Origin of the sequence: Paenibacillus sp. FSL R7-0210 (assembly GCF_038009085.1) — a bacterium.
Classification (GTDB): Bacteria; Bacillota; Bacilli; order Paenibacillales; family Paenibacillaceae; genus Paenibacillus_AQ; species Paenibacillus_AQ silagei.
In genome coordinates this window covers 3,384,361-3,408,069 of the sequence record NZ_JBBPAR010000001.1, presented here as the reverse complement: position 1 = coordinate 3,408,069, position 23,709 = coordinate 3,384,361, and the positions used below count along the sequence as shown (strand labels likewise).

Annotated in this window: 11 protein-coding genes; 7 read left to right on the top strand and 4 right to left on the bottom strand. The window is 53.4% G+C overall.

Going from position 1 to position 23,709, the window contains the following annotated elements; genetic code table 11:
* Positions 1 to 60 precede the first annotated feature (60 nt).
* Both MKY64_RS14885 and MKY64_RS14880 read right to left on the bottom strand, forming a co-directional pair.
* Positions 61 to 1,668 carry a response regulator transcription factor gene (locus MKY64_RS14885; protein ID WP_340953870.1) on the bottom strand — a complete coding sequence of 536 codons (1,608 nt, stop codon included), beginning with the start codon at positions 1,666 to 1,668 and terminating at the stop codon, positions 61 to 63.
* A complete protein-coding gene (locus MKY64_RS14880; RefSeq protein WP_340953867.1) occupies positions 1,658 to 3,457 on the bottom strand; it encodes a sensor histidine kinase in 1,800 nt (599 codons plus the stop codon). Before MKY64_RS14880 ends, MKY64_RS14885 begins: the two co-directional genes overlap by 11 nt.
* A 250-nt stretch (positions 3,458 to 3,707) precedes the next feature.
* On the opposite strand from MKY64_RS14880, the gene MKY64_RS14875 reads away from it, so the two are divergent.
* The 4 genes from MKY64_RS14875 to uidA are packed head-to-tail and all read left to right on the top strand — an operon-like array spanning position 3,708 to position 8,659.
* Positions 3,708 to 4,592: a carbohydrate ABC transporter permease gene (locus MKY64_RS14875; protein WP_445671724.1), complete on the top strand. Its 885-nt coding sequence runs from the start codon at positions 3,708 to 3,710 to the stop codon at positions 4,590 to 4,592.
* Positions 4,593 to 4,603: 11 nt separating this feature from the next.
* Complete coding sequence (locus MKY64_RS14870) at positions 4,604 to 5,434, top strand: carbohydrate ABC transporter permease (protein WP_036729963.1); 831 nt, start codon at positions 4,604 to 4,606, stop codon at positions 5,432 to 5,434.
* A gap of 27 nt (positions 5,435 to 5,461) precedes the next feature.
* The gene (locus MKY64_RS14865; RefSeq protein WP_340953863.1) at positions 5,462 to 6,811 is read left to right on the top strand and encodes an ABC transporter substrate-binding protein; all 1,350 of its coding nucleotides are present in this window, start codon (positions 5,462 to 5,464) and stop codon (positions 6,809 to 6,811) included.
* 36 nt (positions 6,812 to 6,847) lie between these two features.
* A complete protein-coding gene (gene uidA / locus MKY64_RS14860; RefSeq protein WP_340953860.1) occupies positions 6,848 to 8,659 on the top strand; it encodes a beta-glucuronidase in 1,812 nt (603 codons plus the stop codon).
* Between the two features lie 491 nt (positions 8,660 to 9,150).
* On the opposite strand, the gene MKY64_RS14855 is transcribed toward uidA, so the two are convergent.
* Positions 9,151 to 9,996 carry an AraC family transcriptional regulator gene (locus MKY64_RS14855; protein WP_340953859.1) on the bottom strand — a complete coding sequence of 282 codons (846 nt, stop codon included), beginning with the start codon at positions 9,994 to 9,996 and terminating at the stop codon, positions 9,151 to 9,153.
* A gap of 149 nt (positions 9,997 to 10,145) precedes the next feature.
* Here MKY64_RS14855 and MKY64_RS14850 point away from each other — a divergent pair, with 149 nt between their 5' ends.
* Positions 10,146 to 12,122 carry a hypothetical protein gene (locus tag MKY64_RS14850; protein WP_340953857.1) on the top strand — a complete coding sequence of 659 codons (1,977 nt, stop codon included), beginning with the start codon at positions 10,146 to 10,148 and terminating at the stop codon, positions 12,120 to 12,122.
* Positions 12,123 to 12,661: 539 nt separating this feature from the next.
* Here the strand turns inward: MKY64_RS14850 and MKY64_RS14845 are convergent.
* Positions 12,662 to 13,519: an AraC family transcriptional regulator gene (locus tag MKY64_RS14845; RefSeq protein ID WP_340953855.1), complete on the bottom strand. Its 858-nt coding sequence runs from the start codon at positions 13,517 to 13,519 to the stop codon at positions 12,662 to 12,664.
* 249 nt (positions 13,520 to 13,768) lie between these two features.
* Between MKY64_RS14845 and MKY64_RS14840 the strand changes: the two genes are divergently transcribed.
* Together MKY64_RS14840 and MKY64_RS14835 are read left to right on the top strand one after the other, a co-directional pair.
* Positions 13,769 to 15,118, top strand: a complete 1,350-nt coding sequence (locus tag MKY64_RS14840) for a glucuronoxylanase (RefSeq protein WP_340953853.1) — start codon at positions 13,769 to 13,771, stop codon at positions 15,116 to 15,118.
* Between the two features lie 247 nt (positions 15,119 to 15,365).
* Complete coding sequence (locus MKY64_RS14835; protein WP_340953852.1) at positions 15,366 to 23,480, top strand: endo-1,4-beta-xylanase; 8,115 nt, start codon at positions 15,366 to 15,368, stop codon at positions 23,478 to 23,480.
* Positions 23,481 to 23,709 lie beyond the last annotated feature (229 nt).

Sequence of the window (23,709 nt, the reverse complement as noted above, 5' to 3'; positions counted from 1 at the left end):
AATGGAAAAGCCGGGAGCGGACCCTTAGAGTCTGCTTCCGGCGTATTGTTTTACACCAGTCTAAAAGGACTTCCGGAATTCCGCCGGAGTCATGCCGGAGAAGTTACGGAACAGCTTGATGAAGTAGCTGACGTTGTCATAGCCGAGCTGCTCCGCAATTTCAACGATGGTCAGGTTCGTCTGATTGAGGAGGTCACGGGCGTGCTCCATCTTCACCCTGGTTACATACTCAATGAAGGTCAGCCCGGTCTCCAGACGGAATAACCGGCTGAAATGGGTGGGGTTCAAGCCCAGACGCTTCGCCATCTCCTCCATGCCAGCCTTCTCGCTGATATGATTCATTACATAACGTTTGGCTTCGGCTATTTCTTTGCGGACATTCTGCTTCCACATGGAGCTTAGCATGAGTATTTTATCCTTCAGGAATTCCTCCAGCCATTCCATGAGCTGCTCCAGCGTTTCGAATTCCTGGATCGAGCGCTGGAGCCGCTCACTGTTGAAGTTGCTGACGAAGTTCTGCATGACGACATATTTCAATTCCAGCTCCATCACCATCTTGAGCAGCCAGCTCTTCACACTCTCCACCGGATACTTCTGGTCCCCGATATACTGCTTAATCTCCCTGACCTTGGCCCCAATCTGTGAGCTGTCCTCCTGCTGAATGCAGTCCCTTAGCTGCTGGAGAATCTCCGAATAATGCACGAACAGGTCCTCGCCGCTGGTCTGGACAGGCGCAAGCTTCATAATCGCTCCCTCGGCGGCATAGAAGCGCAGGGCATGGGAATCCAGCAGCGCCTGAATCTGCTTCTTGATGTCGATCAGACTTGGAGTAGCCTCCCCGTAAAAGAAGGAAATCCCCATCCGCAAATGCAGCTTCGCCATTCTCTGGACATGCCGGAATTTATCACGGAACTCCTCATAAAGATTGCGGACGAGGATATGCGGCAAAGGAATGAACAGGATGAACTGCCGTTCCGTGAGCGCGAACTGGATAATGCCGTCTATCTCCAGGAATTCCTGCAGCACATTATCCATCACGAACTGCAGGTTCACCACTCCGCCGAACCGCCTCTCCAACTCATAGGAGCGCTCCGGGACCGCCAGTACAGGCAGATACGGGGTGCCTGTGTGGAGGTGGATGCCCATCGCTTCGGCTTGTCCGAACCACTCGGCTTCATCCCAGACCGGCTGCTCCACGAACATGCGGATGAACCGGGTCCGGATGGCGGCATGGTTCTGGCTGACCAGCTTCTCCATCTGGAGATAGTGGTTACGGGATTTCAATTTCACCTCCAGCCGGGCCACCGCCTCCGTCAATACGGCAATTACCTGATCGATCTGCAGACTCTCCTTCAATATATATTCGGCCACATTCAGTTTCACAGCCTTCTGGGCATATTCGAATTCCCCGTGGCAGGACAGGATAATCGTCTGCAGCTGAGGGTTCACCTCCCGCGCCTTCTGGATTAGCTCCAGTCCATTCATCGCCGGCATGCCGATATCCGTAAGCAGAATATCCGGCTGATGCAGCTGGCAGGCTTCCCAGGCCTGTCTGCCGTCCGAGCAGCAAGCCGATAGTTCAAGGCCGAGGGTGTCCCAGGGAATCGAAGTGCTTAAATACTCCAACACCGGATAATGATCGTCTGCCAGTACTACTTTATAGGTCATGATTATCTGCTCCTATCCGCTTCACGGGCATGATTAACTGTACGGTGGTGCGTAGCCCGTGAATGCTCTCAATGTTCATCTCGAAGCGCTCCCCGTAGATTAGCTTGAGCCGCTGGTAGACGTTGATTAATCCGATGCCGCGAGCGGACTCTGCCACTGGCGTCCCGTCAGCACTCAGGGCACCTAACTCCGCATCCTTCTGCCTGATGTGCTGAAGCAGGGCTGCGAGCGTATGCTCCTCCATTCCCGTGCCGTTATCCTCGATGGTAATGGTCAGCCTGGACTGAACGAGTCCGATGGTGATGACGACCCGCCCTCCGCCCTGCAAGAACCCGTGCTTGTAAGCATTCTCAATAATGGGCTGCAGGATGAACCGCGGCACCGTCTCCAGCAGCAGCTCTTTGTCCACATGCACTGCATATTCCGTAGGATATCTCATCGTGAACCGCATTAACTCCATATACTGCTTCGTGAAATCAAGCTCACTGGCAATGGAGACGAATTCCTCCCGGCTGGAGAAGCTGGCCCGCAGCATAGCGGAGAGGGAGCCGACGATCGCAGCATTCTCCTCATCCTGCTTCATCAGCAGCTTCAGCCGGATCGAACTAAGTACATTGAATAGAAAATGAGGGTTAATCTGGGCCTGCAGCATGGCAATCTCCGCCTGGCGCTTCAATTCCTGCTCCGTCTCCACCTGCCTGAGCATCAGCTGAACCCGGTCCAGCATGTTATCGAAGGAGTGCCCCAGGCTGCCGATCTCATCGGCTCCCCGGATGCCCGAGCGCACCATGAGATCCCCGTCCTCCACCCGGCGGGCCGCCTTGCCCAGGACAAGCACAGGTTTGGTGAATCTCCGCAGCAGAACCGTCAGCGCGAACAAGAAGCTGACCGCAAATATCGTCTGAATAATCAGGCCGGTCCGGTTAATCCCGTTCAACCTTTCCGTCAGCTGCTCATAGGGAGCGACACTGATGAGTCTCCATCTGGCAAACTTCAGCGGCAGTTCAAGGAGGAGCTGATTCTGCCCCTTGAACTTGACGATGTCAGGGAAGACCAGCTCATCTACAGGCAGCAGTTGATCAAAGCTTGTGCCTATCAGCTCCTGGTTCCGGTTCGACAGAATGTTCTCCTCTTCATCCAGCAGATACACATCCTCTTCCATTGAAGCAAACCGCTCACGGATCGAAGCCTCACTGCGGCTGACAATCAGGTAGGCGTAGGGAGCGGCAGTCGTTTCTTCTCTTAAGGCACGCGCTGTCATGAAGATATACGGCTGCTCAGCCTGCAGGGAGGTCAGGTAATTGTCTTCTGCTCCCATAAATAAGGTGTCATACGGCGGGAGCTGCTCCAGAGTGGAGAACCAGCGCCGCTTCAAAAATTGCCGGGGATCATAATCATAGAAGGAATAATCGGAATAGGCATGTCCTTCCTTATCCAGCAGAGTGATCCTCAGATCGATGGTGTCTCCGGCCACCTGCTCCAGGCGGCTGGTCAGGTTCCGCGCAGCTACGGGATTGGTCTTGGCATCCTCCAGCAGGGTCTTGATCTCCGGATCGAAATGGACGAAGTTCGACACCGAGACCATCTCTTCGAAGATTACATCAATTTGCGACTGGACAATCCTCAGGGACTGCGTGGACTTCTCCAGGGAATGCTCCCGGATAATCAGTTTGGAATAGACATTGGTAATATAGAGCATCCCCAGTGCCGGAATTACGAGGCAGGCAATGGAGGTAAGGATTAGCTTTTGCCGGAAGGAGAGCTGACTGAGCCTGTGCTTTTCTTTCATTAATATCCCTCCAGTAGTAGACCTTCACAGACTTATGGTACTTGATTCTGCGGTTCGGCTCATCCAATAATTTTTTCGATTTAGAAAAAATAATGCTATACAAAGTTTTCGCCACAGATAAATTCGTTGCATGTGCTGTGAAATTTGCCCTTCTATAATAAAGCTACAAACATAAAAAGAGGTGGATAAAGTGGAGGTTATTACTGAAGAGGGGACGGCAAAACGGTCCGGCAGCCCCGGGATAAGCAAGATGCGCAAGCAATCCTTTTACGACAATATTGCAGGGTATTTATTCATTGCCCCCATGCTCATTCTGACCGTAACGCTGGTAATTATTCCGATTCTCCTATCCGGTGTGATCAGCTTCTCGAACTGGAACTTTGTATCCGGGCTGGACGGGTTCGGGTTTGTCGGTCTGGATAACTACACCCGGCTGGTGCAGGACGAGTCCTTTCACCGCTCGCTCTATAACAATCTGATCATGATTGCCGTCGTTCCGGTCGCGATGTTCCTGGCGCTGGTGCTGGCGGTGCTGATCAACAAGGCAACGTATTTCAAAACCTTTTTCAAAGTGATCTATTTCATGCCCTTCATCTCAAGCTTCGTGGCGATCGCCCTGCTCTGGAGAGTACTCTATCACCCGAACAACGGTCCGATCAACGGATTCCTCAGATCTATAGGGTTCGAGCATCCGCCCATGTGGCTGGCTGATCCCAAGTTCGCCCTGATCTCGGTCATGATTATTATGGTGTGGACTTCACTCGGCTTCAATATGGTCATCTATCTGGCGGGCCTTCAGAATATCTCACGGGATCTGTATGAAGCCGCCGATGTGGACGGGGCCTCACCGCTCAGACAATTCTTCAGAATTACACTGCCGATGCTGTCGCCTACGTCCTTCTTCCTGCTTATCACAGGAGTTGTCGGGTCCTTCAAGGTCTTCGATCTGATTATGGTGTTAACCGGCGGCGGCCCGGCAGGCTCAACCTCTGTCATTGTCTACTACCTGTATGAGGTGGCGTTCGTGAATCTGGAGTCGGGCTATGCTTCGGCGATGGGCATTATTCTGCTGATCCTCATCCTGCTGGTGACCTTGTTTCAATGGGTCGGACAAAAGAAATGGGTCAACTACTAGGAGGTATACACATGCGATCGATCAAGCTTAACCGTGTTATTGTTACCGTTTTCATGGGGGCTGCGGGCATCCTGTTCATCATGCCGTTCTTATGGATGCTCTCCGCCTCCTTCAAGCCCGAGCTAGATGTGATGAAATATCCGATAGAATGGATTCCCTCGAAATGGAATGCGGTGGAGAACTACAAGCAGGTATGGGCGGGAGCCGTGCCGTTCACACTCTATTACTGGAACACGACGAAGGTTACCCTGATGTCTACAGCGCTGTCGCTGATTATTTCCGCTATGGCAGCTTACGGCTTCTCCAAAATCATTTTCAAAGGGCGGGATATTCTCTTTCTGGTTGTCCTGGCCACCTTCATGATTCCGACGCAGGCCATTCTGGTTCCGCAGTTCATTATGTACCGCTGGCTTGGACTGTTCGACAGCCATTTCGGGCTGGTGCTGCTTGCCGCCTCCGGCGTGCTGGGAACCTTCCTGCTGAGACAGTTCTTCCTGGGAATCCATGATGAAATTATTGAATCGGCGCGGATTGATGCAGCGGGCCACTGGACGATCTTCATGCGGATTGCCATGCCTCTGGTGCAGCCAGCCCTTGCTACCTATATGATTCTCCGCTTTATCTGGACCTGGAATGATTACCAGAATCCGCTGATCTTCCTTCGTTCCGATTCATTGTTTACCCTGCAGCTGGGCATCCGGAAATTCGCTGATTTCAGCGGCGAGTTCTACTCCTTAATGATGGCAGGTGCCGTATCCGCCATTCTGCCGTTGTTAATTATTTTCATGATCGGCCAGAAGCAGGTGATTGAGGGAGTTGCGATGGGCAGTGTCAAAGGCTAGACTAATTACATTACAGGGGGCCAAATCATGTCAAAAGTAAAACGTAATCTATTCATCGCCTTACCGCTGTTATCCCTGCTGGTATCCGGTTGCGGAGGCGCTGGCAATGCAGAGAAGGAGCCGGCGGCAACGGGTGCCGGGAAGGATGGCAATACACCGGTAACGATCAAGCTGAGCAACTGGTATGCCAAAAAAATGGACAACTGGGATATCGTCATTGCCGAGTTCGAGAAGCAGCATCCGAACATTAAGGTGGAATTCGCCTCTGCGGAGGACAATAACTCCAATGAGTATTATAAGAAGCTCGACCTGGCGGTGGCCGGCGGCGATGATCTGGATATTATCATGTTCAGTAACATGACCTTCCTGTCCCAGCGGGCAGGCCTGGGGATGATTGAGCCGCTGGATGATTATCTGGCCAAGGACAGCATTAATTTCAAGGACGAATATACATCCGATACCAGCATTGACGGCAAGGTCTATGGACTGCCCGGCAAGTCCTCCCAGGGTCTGGTTATTATCAATGAGAATCATCTGAAGGAGGCCGGACTTGAGCTGCCCAAGGACTGGACCTGGGATCAGTATATGGAATACGCCAAGGCGATGACGAAGAAAACGAGCGATAAAACCCGGTACGGCACCTACTTCCACAGCTGGATTCAATATGGCTATGTGGTGCAGAACTTCGGCCAGCCGGTGAATGCCAATCTGACTACCGATGACGGCAAGACCGCCAATATCGACAATCCGTTCATGCGCAAGTCCCTTGAAATGCGTCTTCAGGGCGAAGCGGAAGGCTCCGCAACCCCTTACTCTGAGGTGGTCAGCCAGAAGCTGAACTACAGACCGCAATATTTCAACCAGGACACCAGTATGCTTGTTACGGGGACCTTCCTGATCCCGGAGACTGGGGGAACGGATACCATTCCGGCTACCTTCAAGACCGTGTTCGCTCCGCTGCCGAAGATGAAGATGGAAGATCCGATGTCCTCGAATGTGAGCGGGGATGTTCTGAGCGTCTACAGCAAGTCCAAGCATAAAGACGAGGCCTACACCTTCATCCGCTGGTTCTCCACCGAAGGGATCGTGCTGCAAGGCAAGAATATCCCGTCCTGGAAAAAAGCGAATCTGAACGATGTGGTCGACCGGATCATTGCAGGCAGCAAAACCCCGGAGATGATCGATAAAGCTTCCCTGCTCTATGTTCTGGAGAATACCAAATCCACTACTGCGGCTACGGCAGTGCCTTATCACGCTGAGCTGGAGAAAGTGCTGCTGGAGGAGTTCGATAAAATGATGCTGTCCGGTCAAAGTATTGATGATACGATTCAGCATGCACAAACCAAGATTCAGAAGATTATTGATTCCAAATCCTGAATAAAAGAGAACAGAAAGTAGATAGGAGTGTTGTTCATGCTGTATCCAATGATGACGGAAACCCGCAGTCTGTATGATCTGGGCGGAGTATGGAATTTCAAGCTGGACGATGGCTCCGGCTGGGACAAGAGCTGGCAGGCATCGAAGCTCACAGATACGATTCCTATGGCGGTGCCCTCGGCTTACAATGATCTTGGCGTAAGCCCGGAGATTCGTAATCATGTCGGCTGGGTCTGGTATGAGCGGGAGCTGTCCCTTCCGCGTAACGTCATGAATGAGCGGCTTGTCCTGAGGTTCGGGTCGGCGACCCATAAGGCGAAGGTATTTATCAATGGAAGCTTGGTGATGGAGCATGCCGGCGGCTTCCTTCCCTTCGAGGGAGTGATAAATGACTATATCCGGCCTGGAACGAACCGGCTGACGGTAGCTGTTCATAACGTCGTGGATTACACCACATTGCCTGTTGGCCTGTACACGGAGACCGAAGGGCCGGACGGGAAGCTGAAGGTGAAGAACCAGCCGAACTTTGATTTCTTCAACTTTGCCGGATTGCAGCGGCCGGTGCGGATCTATTCCACGCCGCTCACCTTCGTTCAAGACGTCACTGTAGTGACCGATTACAAGGAGGAGCAGGGGGAGGAGAGGCAGGGGATAGTCCGCTATAGCGTGGACATTAGCGGAGAAGCTGAGGTCCGGGTTACGGTATTGGATGAAGAGGGGAACATGGTCTGCTCAGGCACGGAGCCGTCCGGTGTGCTGGATATTCCATCTGTCAGACTATGGCAGCCGTTGAATGCCTATCTGTATACTCTGAGAATTGAGCTGGTGCAATCCGGGCAATTGATTGATGTCTATGAGCTGCCGTTCGGCGTGCGGACGGTCACAGTGAAGGACGGGCAGTTCCTGATCAATGGCGAGCCCTTCTACTTCAAGGGCTACGGCAGACATGAGGATACTCCGTTCCATGGACGGGGCCTGGACGAAGCCGCGAACATTATGGATTTCAATCTGATGAAATGGTCCGGGGCCAACTCCTTCCGCACGGCGCATTATCCTTATGCCGAGGAAGTGATGCGGCTGGCCGACCGTGAAGGCTTCGTCGTGATCAATGAGACCCCGGCAGTGGGCCTGGACCTTAATTTCCTCGTGATGTTCTCAGGGGGTTCGAAGAAGGATACCTGGGCAGAGGTCCAGACCTTCGGGCATCACCAGCAGGTGATCCGGGAGCTGATCCAGCGGGATAAGAACCATGCCTGTGTAGTGATGTGGAATGTAGCGAACGAACCGGCCTCCTATGAGGATGGAGCGTACGAATATTTCAAGCCGTTGATCGAGCAGCTGCGGGAGGAAGATCCGCAGCACCGTCCGGTGACCCTGGTGACACATATCGAGGCTTCACCGGCGAACGACAGAATCTCTGAGCTGATCGATGTGCTGGCCTTCAACCGGTATTACGGCTGGTATGTGGACGGGGGAGACCTGGAGTCGGCGAAGGTCAAGCTGCGGATGGAGCTGGAAGCTTGGAGCCGGCGGTGCCCCGGCAAGCCGATGATGATGACCGAATATGGAACCGATACCGTAGCCGGACTCCATGATGTGGAGCCGATCATGTTCACGGAGGAGTATCAGGTGGCGTTCTACAAGGCTAACCACGAGGTCTTCGACGAGTTCCAGGAGTTTGTGGGCGAGCAGGTATGGAATTTCGCCGACTTTGCTACCAGCCAGGGTATTATCCGGGTGCAGGGGAACAAGAAAGGCATCTTCACCCGTGACCGCAAGCCCAAGGCGGCAGCCCACGAGCTGCGCCGGAGATGGACGGAGATACCGGATTTTGGGTATAAGAAGTAGATTGAGTTTAAGTTGCAACGTAAGTTTGCAAGCCTCGAAGCTTGCAAGTCTCCAACCCTTCAAGCCTCCCGTTATGGGAGGCTTTTTTATACAATAACCCCCGGCTCGGCTGGGGGCCTTATGTGATACGTTGCAAGAGGGGAGGGCGGATATAGTTGGAAAAAAGGCACTTAATTTTGCCGAAATCGAGGGTTGAGAGCAAGCAGTTTGAAAAAGTACACTTAATTCCTGGAATCCGATGGATTTAGCAGAAGTCGGGCTGAGTAAGCTGCATTTTTCCAACTAATTAGTTTACGTACCCCTTTACCGCCAAATTAGATGTACAATTTCCACTTGTATAAGTCCGCCGCCATGAGTCAGACGCTGTAAGTCCCCCGCGCTCTCAACTGTAAGCAACACTCTCTCGAATCTGTAAATCTCCAGCCCACTAATGATCCAGTCCCGCCTTCCGCAGACACTGCGCCTGCCCGCTCCACTTCCCGCGAGACATCCTACAGTTCCTGCTTGGCGTATCTGCCCGGGGACATGCCGGCCACCTTGGTGAAGCTGCGGATGAAATTGGCATAATCGCTGAAGCCGGATTGATAACAGGCCTCGGTGATGCTAAGCCCTTCGCGGAGGCAGGCCTTGGCTAACGAAATCCGGCGGTCCAGGATATAGGAACGGAGCGTTAAGCCTGTGTGCTGTTTGAACTGGCGGCTAATATAGGTGCTGTTCAAATGAAAGGTACTGCTAAGCTGCTCAAGCGTGAGGGTCTGGCCCAGATGGGCATCAATATACTCCATGGTCCTGCGGACCAGCTCCGGCATGATATCTGCAGGAACGATGCTTGTTCTATGAAACACGGTGTTGGTCAGCACCAATAATTGAGCAAGCATGCTGTTGGCGAGGATATCTGCCCCATACGCATCCGATGAGAGGACCTCCTCCAGATCGCCGGTCAACCTGTGAACCTGCTGAAGCTCGGCTTCCTCCAGATGAACGATGTTGCCCTTACCCTTCGGGCGGTAGTCGAAGCACCAGGATAGAGGGGTAGCCGGAGTAGACAGGCGGTGCAGATAAGATTTTTGGAGATTGATCGTAATCCGTTCATATTCCGATTCATCCAGGCTGAAGGAACGATGCATTTCTTCCGGGTTCAGCACAAGCAGATCTCCGCGCTGCAGGTGGTAGCAGCTGTTCTCAATATAGAACTTGACGTTGCCGCGCAGAAATAAGTACAGCTCATACGCTTCATGGCGGTGATAGAAGGTTCCCATATTATAGGTGGTTGTCCTGTGCAGGTAGAGGTAATCTTTATGGATAGGGTCATAGCGAAGCTCAAATGGCTCGTTCATGGGTAACCTCCGGATCATTTCGCGCAATAATAACAGCGGAACCTGCAATGTTTCTTCTCTGGAACTACTTTAAAATGACATTATCCTAGCATGCAGGAATATGATTTGCAACCCTTTTATCGTATTACAACAGACTGGAGGACAGGATAGTGGAACTGATCATAACGGCAAGAAGCAAGGCTCAGGAAGATCCTGAATATACCGGACTTAACGGGCATGGACTACATGCATCCGTTGAGATAACAGGCGGGACAGGCAGTGCACAGCATCCCTTTCAGGCTCTTGTACAGATCGCGAATCTGAACGACACGCCTTGGTCAGGCGTCATTCATGTGGAGTTGCCGTTTGCCAAGGCTGATCCGCGCTTTTTTCTTCCCGCATTTATGTATGGCCGTAACCGGGGGGAAGCTCCGCAGAATGTTCCGAATGAGTTTCCGAGATTAAGGGAGGGGCAGCCCGCGCGTCCTTCTTCTTCCTGGTGGATGGTCCGGAGCGACCGGCTGTCGCATCCGGCGGCGCTGGTATATGACACGGGCAAAGTGTACGGATTATGCGCCAGCCCTTATTTTATATACAGGGAGGGGGAGAAGATCCAGTGGAAGCCTGGGCTAGAGGGGGAGTTCTTGCAGTATGGCGGCTTCACCTGCTCGCTTGCCAAGGGAACGGTCGGCTATACGCTGGGGTATGAGAATGCTCCGCTTCTGTTCATCAAATCGCGTCTCGTCAAGGAACGGGCAGCGCTGGAGGAGAACTGCTTCGAACTGGCGGCTTCGGAATCTGTAGCGTTCACATTGGATCTGTATGATTACACGGCCGAGTCTGAGCTGGGCATCAATGCTGCGCTGGAAGAGATCTATTCCCGCTATCATCAGCCCCCAAGACCCGGCAGCGGGTTCAGGAGCGCTGCGGCCGATCTGTCGAAGGCCATCTATCAGTATGCGTGGCTGCCTGAGGACCGGAGTTACACAACCTTTGTCTATGAGGACAAGGAGACGGGCGGGTACCGGTACAATAAAATCATCTCCATCAGCTGGACAAACGGTCTGACTGTAGCCACTCCTATGCTGATGGCTGCGCTGCGGCTGGGAGATGAGCCTATGCGCGGGCAGGCGCTCTCCTGCATTGAGCATATCATCGGGAACTCCCTGAACCCGGCTTCCGGTCTTCCCTATGAGGCCTATCAGGACGGGAAATGGAGCATTCACGGCTGGTGGTTTGACGGGATGCGCACGCCCGGACATTCCGCTTATCTATGCGGACAGGCCTTGTTCTATATTATGAAGGCCTATGAATACGAGAAACGGCTCAAGCATGTCGTTCACGAGGAGTGGGTGGACTTCGTGCGGAAGATTCTCCCTGTACTGGAGAGAAGCCGGAATTCGGACGGTGAATACCCTACGATTCTCTCCGAGCGAACCGGTGCCGGGCTTGAATACGATTCCTTCAGCGGAACCTGGATCATGGCTGCCATAGCCTACTATAGCTGGCTAACCGGAAACCGGTCGCATCTGGACAGCCTGAAGCGCAGTGAGCGGCATTATTATGAGACCTATGTGAAGCGGATGGAATGTTATGGAGCGCCGCTTGATGCAGATAAGGCGGTAGATTCTGAAGGGATTCTGGCGTACATCAGAGCGGTCAGATATCTGCACGCCCTCACTGGGGATGAGCTGTATCTGGATCATATGAGGGATGCGCTTGCTTACGAATTTACCTTTAAATTTGCTTACAATTCACCAGTGAAGGTGCCGCCGCTAAGCACGGTGGGGTGGTCGAGCTGCGGGGGAAGCGTGACCTCCGTCGCCAATCCGCATATTCATCCCATGTCGAGCAGCGTGGTAGATGAGCTGTATTATTATGTGAAGCGGCGTGAAGATCCGTATGTGAAGCAGCGGATGCTGGATACCGTCGGCTGGGGCTGTCAGACCTACAACCGGTATGACCGGGAATTCGGTCACGGCCTGACGGGCTGGATGTCCGAGAGATTCTGCCATTCCGAGGGGCTGGTAACCGAGACCTACAGTGACGGTTCACCGGCCAGCACCTGGTTCTGTCTGATGCCTTGGGCCAGCGGCAGTATTATTGAAGGTCTGGTTGGTGAGTACTGGGAGGCGGACAGCGAGTAGCGCTGTTAATTCTGAATGTTGATATTCTGCCAAAAAGATGGGGCTGTCCCAAAAGGGACAGCCTCTTTTATCGTGGGAAATATGTAAGCGAAAAACAGCATACATTTGCTGACGCGCAGGCGTGAGGCCTGAATGTATGCGGAAAACAGCATACATTTGCTGGCGCGCAGGCGTGAGGCCTGAATGTATGCGAAAAACAGCATACATTTGCTGGCGCGCAGGCGTGAGGCCTGAATGTATGCGAAAAACAGCATACATTTTGCTGACGCGCAGGGAGCGTCCCACTCCCCCAAATGCTTACGCTGAATCTACTCCAGCATAAAGAGCTATCCCAAGCAGCCGTTTCATGGCTTCAGGGACAGCTCCAATTAAGCTATCGTAAATTTCATACCCATCGTCTGCACTGCATTTCCTTGAATTTCAGTGGAACCATCTTCTGCGAATACACCCTGAAGATACAGTATCACACATTACGTCGAACGTAAGGTGAAAAGACAGCTATAATTAACGTTACCTTTTTCAAAAGAATGCCCGGGCACTCAGGACAGCATACTGGCCCGGTACCTGCCTGGGGACATACCGGCCACCTTGGTGAAGCTGCGGATGAAGTTGGCGTAATCGCTGAAGCCGGACAGCTCGCAGGCGGCCGCGACACTCTTGCCGGAGGTAAGGTGGCTCATGGCCAGGGAGACGCGCTTGTTAACGATATAGGAGCGGACGGTAAGTCCCGTGTGCTCTTTGAACTGCTGGCTTATATATTTGCCGCTGTAATGAAATTCCTGCTCCAGCTGGGCGGAGTAGATCGGTTCGAGCAGATGCTCCTCGATGTAAGCCATCGTCCGGCGGACAAGCTCCGGCATGAGATTATGCGGCAAAGCGGCGGAGGACTGCTGCAGAGTGTTGATGAATACAAGCAGCCGGGTGGCATAGGAATCGGCCAGCAGATCCTGTCCGTACTCCTCGGAGTGAAGGCTATAGATCAATTGGTCCGCGAGTCTGGAATAGAAGGCGCACTGGTCGCGGGAGAGCCGGATCAGCGTGTTCAGCCCCGAGGGAAAGGCGTTGAAGCAGGCCAACAGGTTCGTGCGGCTGCTGGATAGCCGCCGCAGGGCGGATCTTCGCAGGTTCAGCCCGATCCGTTCATAGGTCTGGTTGTCGGCACAGACACAGCGGTGCATCTCACCTGGACGGATCAGAATCAGATCGCCGGAGGAGAGCTTGTAGCAGGACTGCTCCACATACATATAGGTATTGCCTCTCAGGAACAGGTAGATTTCGTAGGCATCGTGCCGGTGGTAAGGCTGAGCCGGGCTGAGCTGCTCCGTGGTGGTTGATTTGTGGAAGCAGATCATTTCTTCGGGGATCGGGGTGAACACATACTGGGCAAGCTGCTCCATGGCATCCATTCCTTTAATTGGATATATAAGGATTATCGGTATCCGCGCAATATAGTATCGCTGATATGCAACGACGACATATCAACTATTTAATATAATACAGGAATAGGAAGCGCTTGCAAGTGTTGCAAGGGAAAAGGACAAGCCTGTACAGGGTACAGCTGCCGCTTCGATTAGACAGGAGGTGCGACCAGAGGCAGAATTCGGCAGGAATGTTGTGCAGAAATCATATAATAAGGAGATGAAGCAATGAAATCAACGTTTAAAAAATCACTATGTACCTTGCTGGCAACGGTAACTATGTTGTCTATGCTGGTGGTGCCACCGCCACCCAAAGTTTCAGCAGCCAGCGATGTGACGGTCAATCTGTCCGCCCAGAAGCAGGTGATCCGCGGGTTCGGCGGCATTAACCATCCGAACTGGATCGGGGATCTGACCGCCGCGCAGCGGGAGACCGCCTTCGGGAACGGGGCGAACCAGTTGGGATTCTCCATTCTGAGAATCTCTGTGGACGAGAACAAGAACAACTGGTATAAGGAGCTGGATACGGCCAAGGCAGCCGTTGCCAAAGGAGCCATCGTTTTTGCTTCGCCGTGGAATCCGCCTAGCAGCATGACGGAGACCTTCAACCGCAACGGGAATACCTCAGCCAAGCGTCTCAAATATAACCAGTACGGCGCATACGCCCAGCATCTGAATGACTTCGTGACGTACATGAAGAATAACGGGGTTAACCTGTATGCGATCTCGGTGCAGAACGAGCCGGACTATGCCGAGACCTGGACCTGGTGGACACCTGCCGAAATGCTGAACTTTATGAAGAATTATGCCGGTTCCATTAACTGCCGGGTCATTGCTCCGGAGTCCTTCCAATATCTGAAGAATATGTCCGATCCGATTCTGAATGACTCCCAGGCGCTGGCCAATATGGACATTCTGGGGGCACATTTGTATGGAACTCAGGTGAACAACTTCGCTTATCCGCTCTTCAAGCAGAAGGGTGCAGGCAAAGAGCTGTGGATGACCGAGGTCTATTACCCGAACAGCAATAACAACTCGGCCAACCTGTGGCCGGAAGCGCTGGAAGTAGCCTACCATATGCACAATGCGCTGGTGGAAGGGGATTTCCAGGCTTATGTATGGTGGTATATCCGCCGCCAATACAGCCCGATGAATGAAGACGGCAGTATCAGTAAGCGCGGGGACAGCATGGCCCAGTTCTCCAAGTTCGTCCGCCCGGGTTATGTAAGAGTTGATGCTACGAAGAACCCTAACACCAATGTCTATGTCTCGGCTTACAAGGGCAGTAACAAGGCAGTGATTGTCGCTATTAATAAAAGCAATTCGGCGGTCAGCCAGCGGTTCGTCTTGCAGAACGGCACAGCCTCCAGCTTTGCTTCGTGGATTACCGACGCCAACCGCAAGGTAGCCGCCGGCTCTAACATTAATGTATCGAACGGCGCTTTCACCGCCCAACTGCCTGCGCTTAGTGTAACTACCTTCGTAGCCACACTCGGAAGCAGCAAAAGCTCAGTAACCGATGCAATCTATGACATTGAAGTAGATCCCGCCTTGGCTGAGGAAGTTCTTGCCCAGTAGAATACAGTCGCAGCATTTATGACTTAACCGCAGATAGGCTCAGCATCCCGGCCTGTAAATCGCAGCTTGTATAGTGCGTTTACAGGCCGGGATTTTTGGTGCTTTCGGGTCATCGTTTAAATTTGAAAGAGAATAGTGTTATTTTAAAATGAATCGTGCATCCTTCTTCTATAAATGTACAATCTGATTTGTTAGGATATTACCAGGCAAAACAATGTAAGCGCATACAAGAGGAGGAATCTCTAGGATGAGTAAAAAGATCAGGAGAAAGGCACTCTCAGTTTCAATGGCTGGTGTGCTGCTGCTATCCGTCATTACCCCTATGCCATTCTCTAACCCGCTTCAAGCTGCTCCGGCTGCTGCCATGCAGGCTGCTGTTGCTCCGGCACAGGTAACCGCCGATTGGTACAAGAGCTATCAGACGATGGATGGTGTAGGAGCTGCCTATGCGTATACGGATTCCGTCCATATGCTGCAGCTCGCTTCGGCCGGCCATCAGGATACGGTCCGGCATCTGCTGGATCTGACCTTCAGTGAACAGAAGGGTACAGGTCACGACATTGTCCGGGTGATCATCGGTGACAACGGCGGCCTGACGACTTCCGGGGCTACTGCGGCAAGCCCGGGGTTCAACCCGCTCACCAGTCTTCTGGCCGATGTGAATAATCCCGGCTTTGACATTGAGGGGAATGCCATTCCCATGCGTGGAACAGCAGGACAATACGGCTACAAGATCGAAGCGGAGAACCGCTATTATGACGGCAATACCGACAGCATCTGGCCGGTTGAACCGGAGCATGCTCCTGGAACGCTTGTACCTGTGCAAGACTTTGTATGGGATTATCCCTCCTGGAATCAGCCGATCGGCAATGACGACGGCGGCCCGACCAATCTCCTCAGTAAGCCCGGTGAACAGCCTGTAGTCATCAAGAATTCCCCGCGTACCCGCAAAGAGCTGTTCGATATCGATCAGGTCTGGACCATGCGCCAGGCACAGCAGTATGGCGTCAAGCAATTCTACGCCTGCACCTGGACCGTACCCTACTGGATGAGCCAGTCCAACACCAATTCTCCCAGCAAAATTGTCCGTGGCGACATCGCCACCATTGGCGGAAAACCGGTCAAAATATACTATCAGGCCTATGCAGATTATCTTGTCAATTATATCCGCGGGATGTGGGAGCAGTATGGGATTCCGGTTACCCACATCAACCCCTTCAACGAAGTCGATCTGGCGGGCGGCTCAGCTGCTTACGTTACGGAACTGATTAACGGTTACATCGGACCTGCCTTGAAAAAATCGATGCAGCCTGGCGGCGACCTCTATGATATTAAGAACCCGGAAGGCAAGCTCATTGACTTCATTCCCCAGCTTGCCGCAGTGGACGGCACCAATCTGGGCGCTTCCTTAAGCAGAGGCGGCGAGGTGTTCTCGCAGACGGACCCGGATAATGCGCTCGACAAGAATCCCTATCTCGATGTATTCACTACCCATCTCTACGGTACAGTTGGCATCGGTACGGATGAGAACAAGCTGTACCACACCGGGGATTTCTCCAAGAATCCTCTGGATTATACCAAGGATGGAAGCAAGTATCCCGAATATCTTACTAAGTATAAGCTCTGGCAGGCAGAATTCATGAACCAGGACACCGGTGACGGTTCGGCTGGAGCGTATACGCAGCGCTACGGCAATCAGAATATTAATGATGCCGTGCGCTGGTCTAATCTGATGACCAATATGTTCACCAGCAACCCGGGCTTCACCGGCTTTGTCTGGTGGAGCATGTGGGACAGCAACGGAGCAGACGGCTCTGACCTCATCCGCTTCGTGACGACCAACTCCCAGCAGGAGCCGGGACGGATCAGCACACTGACCGGTGAATACCGGTTGTTCAAGCGCTTTTACAGCTACGGTCATTTCTCCCGGTTCATGAATCCCGGCGATGTGCGCTTTGAGGTTACACGCGTACCGGCGCCTGATCTGAATGTGGTCGGCTTCAAGAATCCGGCTACAGGTGATTTCTCGATGACGGTATCAAGTGCCAACAACGATGACAGCGTTCAGCCGCTGGAATTCAATTTGAAGGACTTCCCGGCAGGAACAGATAGTGTGACGGTGTTCCGCACCTCGGGAAGCGAGAACCAGAAGAAGCTGGGTACGATTCCTGTATCGGGCGGCAAGTTCGTCATTGATATTCCGTCCGCAAGCGTTGTGACGGTTGTTCCGTCCAAGGGAACCTTTGCCACCTATCAGGGGCTGGACGGGGAGCGCGATATCTTCTCCACGCTGGAAGCAGAGGGGAATGACAACAGCGTGCCCGGCGACAGTGCAGGTAATGCGGGCCGTGCCAATGAGGCAGTGACACTGGGTGCAGGCGGTTATCTCGCTTACAATAATGTGAATTTTGCAGACGGCTCGGCGAACGGCGGTGTGGTCCGCAGACACTTGCTGTATCTTACCGCCCAGAGTAAGTCGGCGCAGGGAGGCAAGCTTGCTGCTTATGTGCTTCCGGTGGGGGCCGCTGCCGGCAGCAGCGCCGATATCCTGTCCCAAGGTACGCGGGTCGCAGAGATTCCGGTACCGGCCAATGACAGCTACGGCAAATTCCAGGACATGGTCGATACAGGCGATCTTAGTGCTTACGGCCATAAGGATCTGTATATTGTGGCCGAACCGAACGGGACTGCGGGTACGATCACCGTTGACCGCTTCCTGTTCGGAGCAGGCGATTCCGACTGGAGTACTGCCGCCAACAATTCTACAGTATCCCTTCCGGGCAATCTGCTGCTCAACGGGGATTTTGATACGGCAACCGCTTCCAATACAGACAACTGGTCTGCCGGACGTTACAACAAGGGAACCTTTGAACCTGCTGCTGCAGGACCAGTGTTAACGGCGGATACCATACAAAGCTATTCGGGTCTGTCACGTTACTTGAAGAACAGCTCGACCTCGAAGGTTGCCGGTTCCGGCAAGCTTGCTGGCCGCATCGACGCTGCGCAGCAGTATGATGGAATGTGGCAGGATGTTACCGGTAAGCTGAACAAGGGAGAGAGCTATAACTTCAAGGGCTACTTCCTCTCGATGATGAGCCGCCCGGACAGCTATGATGTTGCTGCAGAGCATCCGGGTGATGTCGAAGCGGCGCTGGTGTATTACGACGGGAACGGGAATCAGCTCGGAATGACTCCGATCAATGGCCGCGATATGCCTGAACCGTACGCAGCCCGTGAAGCCGGTGATCCTGCATACTGGGCGGGCGGCAAGTTCGTCGGACGCATTCTTGAGGGCGGGCCGCTTAGCTTAAGCTCCTTCCAGCCCGTGGATGTGAAGGTGGCGGACTGGCATGAGACGCCTAATCAGCCATTCACGTATGAGGAACCCGCAGGCACAGCGAAGGTGGTCCTGGCGGTGTATGCGAAGGATGCGAACATCCTGTATGCCGACCAAATGTCGCTTACTCCTGAGGCGGTCGTGTCGCACAACCTCTTTATTGATGGCGTTCAGCCGTCTGATTTTGACGAAGCGAAGCATGAATATAAATATACAGTCACCGGGAACGCCATTCCGAAGGTTACAGCGGTAACCAGCGATCCGGCTGAGCTTGTGAGTATCTCGCAGGCGGACAGTGCGCAGGGCACGGCAGTGGTCCGGTTCGTCAAAGGAGAACAGATCAAGACTTATAAAATCTTCTTCAGTACGAACGAAGTCATTGATTTCGCGGCTGGCCTTCCGGCGGGCTGGGAAGTCATCAATCCGGCTGATCCGCAGACTGCCCTTGGCTATAGCGCGGAGGGTGCGGCAATTCAGACCTTGAAGAGCGATACGGACTATCCGGGCAGCCATAATATGCTGCAGCTTCCGGGCTTTGCTGAAGGCAACTGGACGCTGACAGCGAAGCTCACCGTTGACAAACCGCTGAATGATCCGTCCATGGGTGAGAATGCCCAGGTTGGACTTGGCATCAGCCGGATTACAAACGGTGAATTTTACAGAATCAATGCCAGAAAGGTAAGCTCCAATATCAAAGTGAATAATTCGGGGTTGATAGGTACTCAGCCCTTCACCAACAATACGAATCAGACGAATCTGAGCGGCACGAACTATTTCTTGCGGATTGTAAAAGAAGGCAATGTGGTGCAAGGCTATTTCTCCACAAACAGTGGTGCTTCCTGGCTGGCGATGGGGAATCCTTCAACGTATACCCCGGACTTCTTCAAGGATGCCAAGGTGCAGTTGTACGGAACCAATACGAGCGCTGTAACGGACTTCAAAGTCACCTTCTCGGGGGTTACCCTGGTGAAGACCCTGGGAGAGACGGGGGAAATTACTGCAGATCAGCAGGCGGTAGAGGAAGCTGCGGCCTTGATTGGCAACCGGATTACCGTTCCTAATGCAGTAGAGGGTGAAGACAACACTAAGCTGATGGCCAAAGCACAGGCTATTCTGGATGGCAATGAGGCGCTGAAGCAACTGGGAGTGAAGACCGCTATTACTCTCCAGGGAGGCGGATTCACGCTGACTGTAACTAAGGGAAGTGTCAGTATAAAGGTCAGCCCGTTCACTGTTGCAGCGGGGATGAAGGCGGTAAGAGATTTCGAAGATGGGACCGTGCAAGGCTTCCAGCCGAAGGGAAGTGCTGGCGTGAAGCTGGAGGTCACCAAGGAAGCTAACCATACCACGGGCGGCGCTTATGCCTTGAAGGTCACAGGCAGAGCGGCTAACCCGGACGGACCTGCGGTCCAGGTCAAGGATACCGTCACCATCGGCAACGAGTACAAAGCGGCGGTATGGGTGAAGTTGATCAGCCCGGCAAGCGCACAGCTCAAGCTGACGGCACAGGTCAATGCACCTACGCCGTACTATGTCAGTCTGGCTACACAGACGCTTAGTGCAGGCGGAGACTGGGTGAAGCTGGAGGGAACCTACCGTTATCTGCATGATGATGTCACTTTATATGTAGAGAGCCCTAATAGCACTACTGCGTCTTACTATATCGATGATTTCAGCTTCACAGACACTGGTCTGGAGAGCATTCTTCCGCTCCAAGAAGTGTATAAGAACGACTTCCTGCTCGGCAATATACCCGGCACTAATGATCTTAATCCGGGTAACGGACAGAATGCGTTCTTCAATTATCACTTCAATGCCGTGACCTTCGAGAACGAGATGAAGCCGGACGCGCTGCAGAAGACCAAAGGTGCTTTTACCTTTAACAAATCAGACGATATGGTTGCCAAATCCCGGGCGATGGGGGCAGAGGTCCATGGACATGTGCTGGTATGGCATAGCCAGACCCCGGCGTGGTTCACACAGCAGGTGGATGCTTCAGGCAATGCCGTGAAGGATGGGGCGGGGAATCCGGTCTATCTTAGCCGCAGTGAGGCTCTGGCAAATATGAGAACCCATATCCTTACGGTCATGGAGCATTACAAGGATTCGGTGATCTCCTGGGATGTGGTCAATGAGGCGATGCAGGATGGTCCTCCGGCCGTAACGGACTGGAAGGATGCGCTGCGTAAGTCACCTTGGTACTATTCTGTCGGCCCTGACTTTATAGAGCAGGCATTCCTTGCCGCCAGGGAAGTGCTGGATGAGCATCCGTCGTGGAATATCAAGCTGTATTACAATGATTTCAACGATGATTTCCCGGAGAAGCGGGATGCCATCTATGACATGGTCAAAGAGATCAATGACCGTTATGCGCTGGCCCATCCCGGCAAGCTGCTGGTTGACGGCATCGGGCTGCAATCCCACTACGACATGAGAACCAAGCCTGCCAATGTGGAAGCGGCGATTGAGAAATATGCTTCCCTGGGCGTGGAGCTCTCGATCAGTGAGCTGGATGTGCTGGCAGGCATGAATTATTCCCTCTCAGCAGAGTGGGCAGAGAAGCAGGCGAACCTGTATGCCCAATTGTTCCAGATCTACAAGAAGCATGCGGATGTAATCGCGCGTGTCACCCTTTGGGGATATGCAGACAGCGCGAGCTGGAGAGCAGGTCAGAATCCGTTGCCGTTCATCAGCTCGCTGGCACCGAAGCCGGCGTATTATGCCATCCTTGATCCTGAGAAGTATCTGGCCGGGCATCCGCTCTATGTGACTCCAGAGACTAAGAACTCTACGGCGCTGTATGGTACCCCTGACATTGATGGAAGCGTAGACGACCTCTGGGCGAATGCACCGGAGATCCGGATTGATAATCATCTGATGGCGACAGCGGAGACCACAGGAACCGCCCGGACGCTGTGGGATGAAGAGAATCTCTATGTGCTGTTCCAGGTCAAAGATACGCAGTTAAGCAAAGCCAGCACGGATAAGACGAAGCAGGACTCCGTGGAAGCTTATGTGGACGAAGACCGTATCAACGCCTGGCCGTACCGCGAGGATGACGGGCAATACCGGGTCAACTATGCCGGAGAGCAGTCCTTTAAGTTCCTCAGTAATTCGACACCGGCGGTCTCACCGGGATTTGAATCGGCGGCGGTAACCGAAGGGACGGCTTATACGGTGGAGATGAAGATTCCATTCCGCACACTGAGGCCGGAGAACGGGACACAGATCCGGTTCGATGCGCAGGTGAACAATGCAACCGGGTCCAATCTGATCGGCGTAGCTACCTGGAATGATCTGCTGGGCCGGGCTGCGAAATCAACAGAGGTGTTCGGCAACCTTACTCTCAGCGGCAAGGGAGACGCAGCTCCGCCTGTGTGGGCTGAGGGAAGCAAGCTTGAAGCCACCGGTATTACGCCTACAGGGGTTACCTTATCGTGGCCGGCTGCAATGGATAATCTGGGTGTTACCGGATACCGCATCTACAATGGGATCGATTCCGAGCCGGTGCTTGTAACCGGTATCGAACCGGTGGAGACCGCAACCGGAGCCGTATATCGTTATGAGGCAGCTGGATTGCTGCCGAACACGTCATATACCTTCAAGGTAGAGGCAGGCGATGCAGCGGGGAACTGGAGTAAGGACGGACCGTACGTTATAGTGACCACCCTTCCAGGTGAAGACATCACGCCGCCGGTCTGGGCGGAAGGAAGCACGCTTGCCGCTTCCGGTATCACGAGTAGCGGACTGACGCTGACCTGGTCGGCTACGGCCACAGATGACAGCGGCATCTACGGGTACCGGATTACGAATGGAACCGGAGATAAGCCGATTACGGTTACAGATGCTGTGTATACGGAGACCGTAACCGGTGCTGTATACAGTCATCAAGTAACGGGATTACAGCCGGGTAAGCAGTATACGTTCAAAGTAGAAGCGGGAGACACGGGCGGCAATTGGAGCGAGGGTGGTCCTTCTGTGTCAGCAACCACGCTGCCTGCTACCGACACCACACCTCCGGTCTGGATGGAGGGAAGCAAGCTTGAAGCCTCACGGATCACAGCATCCGGTCTGACACTAACCTGGACGCGGGCTGCTAACGATACGGGAGTGACCGGCTACAAAGTCTATAGGGGAGCAGAGGAAATCGCTGCGTTGTCTGGAACAGAGCTGCGGTACGAGGTAACCGGGCTTGCTGCGGGAACAGAGTATCATTTCTCGGTGCAGGCCGGGGATGAAGCCGGGAACTGGAGCAAGAATGGTCCTGCCCTCTCTGTAACTACGCTAAAAGACAGTGGCGGTCCGTCTGAGCCGACGCCAACACCAACAACAAGACCAACACCTACGCCGACGCCAGTACCGACGTCAGTACCAACATCAACAGCTACGCCAACACCGACACCAACATCGACGCCGGGAGCAACAGGTACACCGGCTGCGTCACAGACACCAGCACCTACGCAGACACCAGTGCCAAGCAGCCCGTTCAAAGATGTAGGTGCCAAATACAGCTGGGCTTCGGAGGCGATTGACACACTGTACAGTCTGGGCATCATCCAAGGAACCTCTGCGGTCACCTTCAGCCCGGAGAAGAACATTACAAGAGCGGACTTTGTGCTGCTGGTAGTGAGAGCATTGGGTCTCGAAGCGGAATCCGGTTCCGGCTTTGCAGACGTAAGCCAGGGAGCCTACTATTATGAAGCGCTCAGTATTGCGAAGCAGCTGGGGATTATCAATGGAACAGACGGCAGCAACTTCAATCCGAAGGGCGAAATCTCGCGGCAGGATATGATGGTGATTGCAGCCAGAGCCTTGAAGGTGGTGAACAAATTATCTGCCGGCGGCAGTGCCGGAGACCTGGCAGGCTACACAGATAGAATGAAGGTGGCGAAGTATGCCATTGATAGTGTAGCGGCACTGGTCCAAGAGGGAATTGTCCGGGGAGACGGGAAATCCCTTCATCCCACCGGAACAGCCACGCGCGCGGAAGCTGCTGTCATGATCTTCCGGATACTGAAGAAGTAAAGAAGTAACACCCTGCAGGTAAAGCATAGAATCACATCATATAACCCTCACGGCCGCGAGTGTCCACCCATCGGAAGATGGGCCGGATGCTGGCTGGCCGGAGGGGATTTTTGAGTAATATAAACTTCCACGTACCAAGTGCAATCCCTCGTCATACCTACCCGCCGGACAACCTAGTAGACCATCAGAATTAAACAAGTGATTTCATTCCAACAAAGCGGTAAGGGAT